The organism is Enterobacter sp. DN, from assembly GCF_046054285.1.
GTDB lineage: Bacteria > Pseudomonadota > Gammaproteobacteria > Enterobacterales > Enterobacteriaceae > Enterobacter > Enterobacter hormaechei_C.
Genome location: NZ_JBJJTG010000018.1, coordinates 1 through 2615, shown reverse-complemented (window position 1 = coordinate 2615; position 2615 = coordinate 1). Strand labels below are relative to the sequence as shown.

The window sequence follows — 2615 nt, the reverse complement described above, 5'->3', positions numbered from 1 at the left end:
GGTCATTTGTTGACACCCTTACGTAGCCAATTTGCATATTTTTCACCCAATATTTTCTGCAAAAAAATCAGGTGAAGTTATCGGCATGGCTGCCGCAGGGCAATCTATAAAACGTCGGTTTGGGAAACAGCGCTACACGACACGTTGATAGCCAGTTTGCCCCGGTGTCATCGTACATAAACGGAGCTGCTGTTATGGCTCAGGTTCATCGCGATTACAGGTCACTCGCTTCGTACGATTTGATTACCCAATACCCGCTAGGCATGTCTTTCGGCATCCAACTGGGGGCGAATGCCTGGGGAGGTGGAAGTGGTGCAGATGTTTATACCGGCATGTTAACGCTGCGGGGATGGCATGATGCAACAGGGGGCGGCTACACGTCATGGCAGTTAGCCTCTACGTCGCAGGGCCTCAAGTATCGTCAGGGAAACGGGACTGTTTCCGGGCTAACTAACGTTGGCTTTTCTACTACGCATACCCTTTGTTCGACACAGAACACCACGAAATCCAGCGACGGTACGCTTAAGGCTGCATCTCCAGTTGCCCGTATTGTGAAAAGCCTGGAGGAATGTCAGCGCACTGATATCGACGAAGCAGGCTTTGTCTGGTGCGGCTGTGGTACGGCGAACGCTGAGGCGGAGGGAATAACCCTTTCCCGCCTCGATGTTGGGGTGTACGTGCTCACCGGTTCGGCAGGCTTGGCGTCTGAGGGATGGCAGTTACTGCCGCCAATGGACCCTGGCGGCATGGGGGAGCTGGGTGTTGTTGAAGCCGAGCAAACTGAAAGCGGCGGACTGACTATCCGCTTGTATAAGCAGAAATACATGCTGAGCGATGGGGGGGAGATCGTCAAAACGAAAGGAGAACCGATGGACGTGCCGGTGAGTAGCTGGATCGATGTTCGCCTGGATATGCCGACAGATTCAGTTTTCAAACGTTCACAGCAGCGTCTGCAAAGTGATGAAGAGAGTTAGACAACTGTCGCACCGCGAAGGTCGGCCAGTTCTTTTTCGATGAGGTTTAACCGTTCGGCCAGCTCCTTAATGGCCTCAACATACAGGGCGCTCATGGCACTGTAGTCCACCGTTTTAAGATCGTTAATTTCCTCTCCTGCTGGCGTAGTGCCAGTTCCGCCAGAACTTACAGCAACGGGCAGAACCTTTTCCAGATCCTGGGCGATGATGCCTGCGCTGCGTACCGACTCCGATTCTGTGAGCTGAATTCCGAAGGTGAAGCCCGTCAGGGAACATATCTTATCCAGAGCCGCGCTGACGGGCTCTTTGTCGAATTTAACCCGCTCATCTGAGGTCTGATTCATCGTGACGCAGGTAAACTTACCATCAGCCCCAAATGCAAAAGAGTATCCATTGGAGCCGCCGTTATCATTATTGTCAGGGCGGATCTGAATAATCCCTGTTTGGCTGGAATAGATTACTCCTCTGGACGCCCCACCTGTACCATAAAACCACACATGAGCATTTTGATTGTCAGCTGGGGCCAAAACAGCGATTTTAGTTTTGCATTCCATATCAGAAGTAGTCGCAATTTTTGCAGATGCGCTGATGCTATTCTGACAGGTAATAGGATTACGAAACTCAAAGCTATCACCGATGAAAACGTATTTCCCAGCGTAAAATGTGAAGTCTCCTTTCCCCATAGCACCATTAGAATTACCGCCGCACAGTATGCGCGCGTCATAGTCGTTAGTACCAAGGAAATGGAAATCCACAAAGCTTGCAGAAGAAGGTTTTTTGGCACCAATTTCGAGGCTTCCGAAGTTGGGGGTGGCGCTGTCTCCCAAACCGACCTTTATTCACCCGCATCGGCAGTCATGGCCAGCTCTGCTGCTCTGAGTTTTTGGTTGTATAAAGAATCAGCAGGCATTTCGACGCGCACGGACACAAACTGGTCACGGGGGATGTCGACCGGATCACCATCACCCACGCCTTCCAGTTCGTTCCTGGCGAACGCTGGTGCATCAGGGTGAGTACGGTGATAGGTTTTCACCAGCACAGAGCCATCGGCGCTAACCTCATAATCCAGCCAGATAAGCGGCTGCTTGTTGCGATCGTTGGGGATGTCAAAACCACCATCAATCCCGCCCCAGGCAGCATCTGAGTTCAGTCCCTGGCATCCTTCAATCAGATACTGGCCTGTGGCCAGACGAGTTACAGTGCAGCCTTCTGATTCGTCGTTAGTCTGGTATGAGCCATCAGAGAATACTTTGATTACCGGAGAAGCAGCCTTGAGTGTTCCGTCACTTGCCCTGGTTGTATTTGCTGTTCCATACATCACGCTGCCAACCCAGGCGCCAGGACCAGTCTTGACGTGCATTCCAAAGACGCCAATATTGCTGATTTCAAGAACCGTTTTGTAATTTCCAGTGGTACCATGCTCAATCTTCAAATAGTCACGCCAACCACTTGAAGTTACTGTATCTTTAACCGCGCTTCCGGAACTATAGAACTGAGTTGCGGTGCTTTGATTGAAGAAGTCCCTAACACTATACCCATCAGGAATATTTGATGGGGCTCCGCCAAGTCCAAAATCCCCAACTGAAAGCATATCTCCATACGAGCTGTATGCGTTCCTCGTCGCGCTACTTCCTAAACCGA

The 2615-nt window shown here is 51.1% G+C and carries 2 protein-coding genes and 1 pseudogene; 1 reads left to right on the top strand and 2 read right to left on the bottom strand.

The window, feature by feature from the left end; genetic code table 11:
- Positions 1–332 precede the first annotated feature (332 nt).
- On the top strand, positions 333–974 hold the full coding sequence (locus tag ACJTMZ_RS22235) for a hypothetical protein (RefSeq protein WP_408626981.1): 642 nt from the start codon (positions 333–335) through the stop codon (positions 972–974).
- Here the strand turns inward: ACJTMZ_RS22235 and ACJTMZ_RS22230 are convergent.
- On the bottom strand, positions 971–1801 hold the full coding sequence (locus ACJTMZ_RS22230; protein ID WP_154819566.1) for a tail fiber domain-containing protein: 831 nt from the start codon (positions 1799–1801) through the stop codon (positions 971–973). The genes ACJTMZ_RS22235 and ACJTMZ_RS22230 overlap by 4 nt on opposite strands.
- Before the next feature lie 8 nt (positions 1802–1809).
- Positions 1810–2615: pseudogene (locus ACJTMZ_RS22225) on the bottom strand (phage tail protein); the annotation flags it as partial.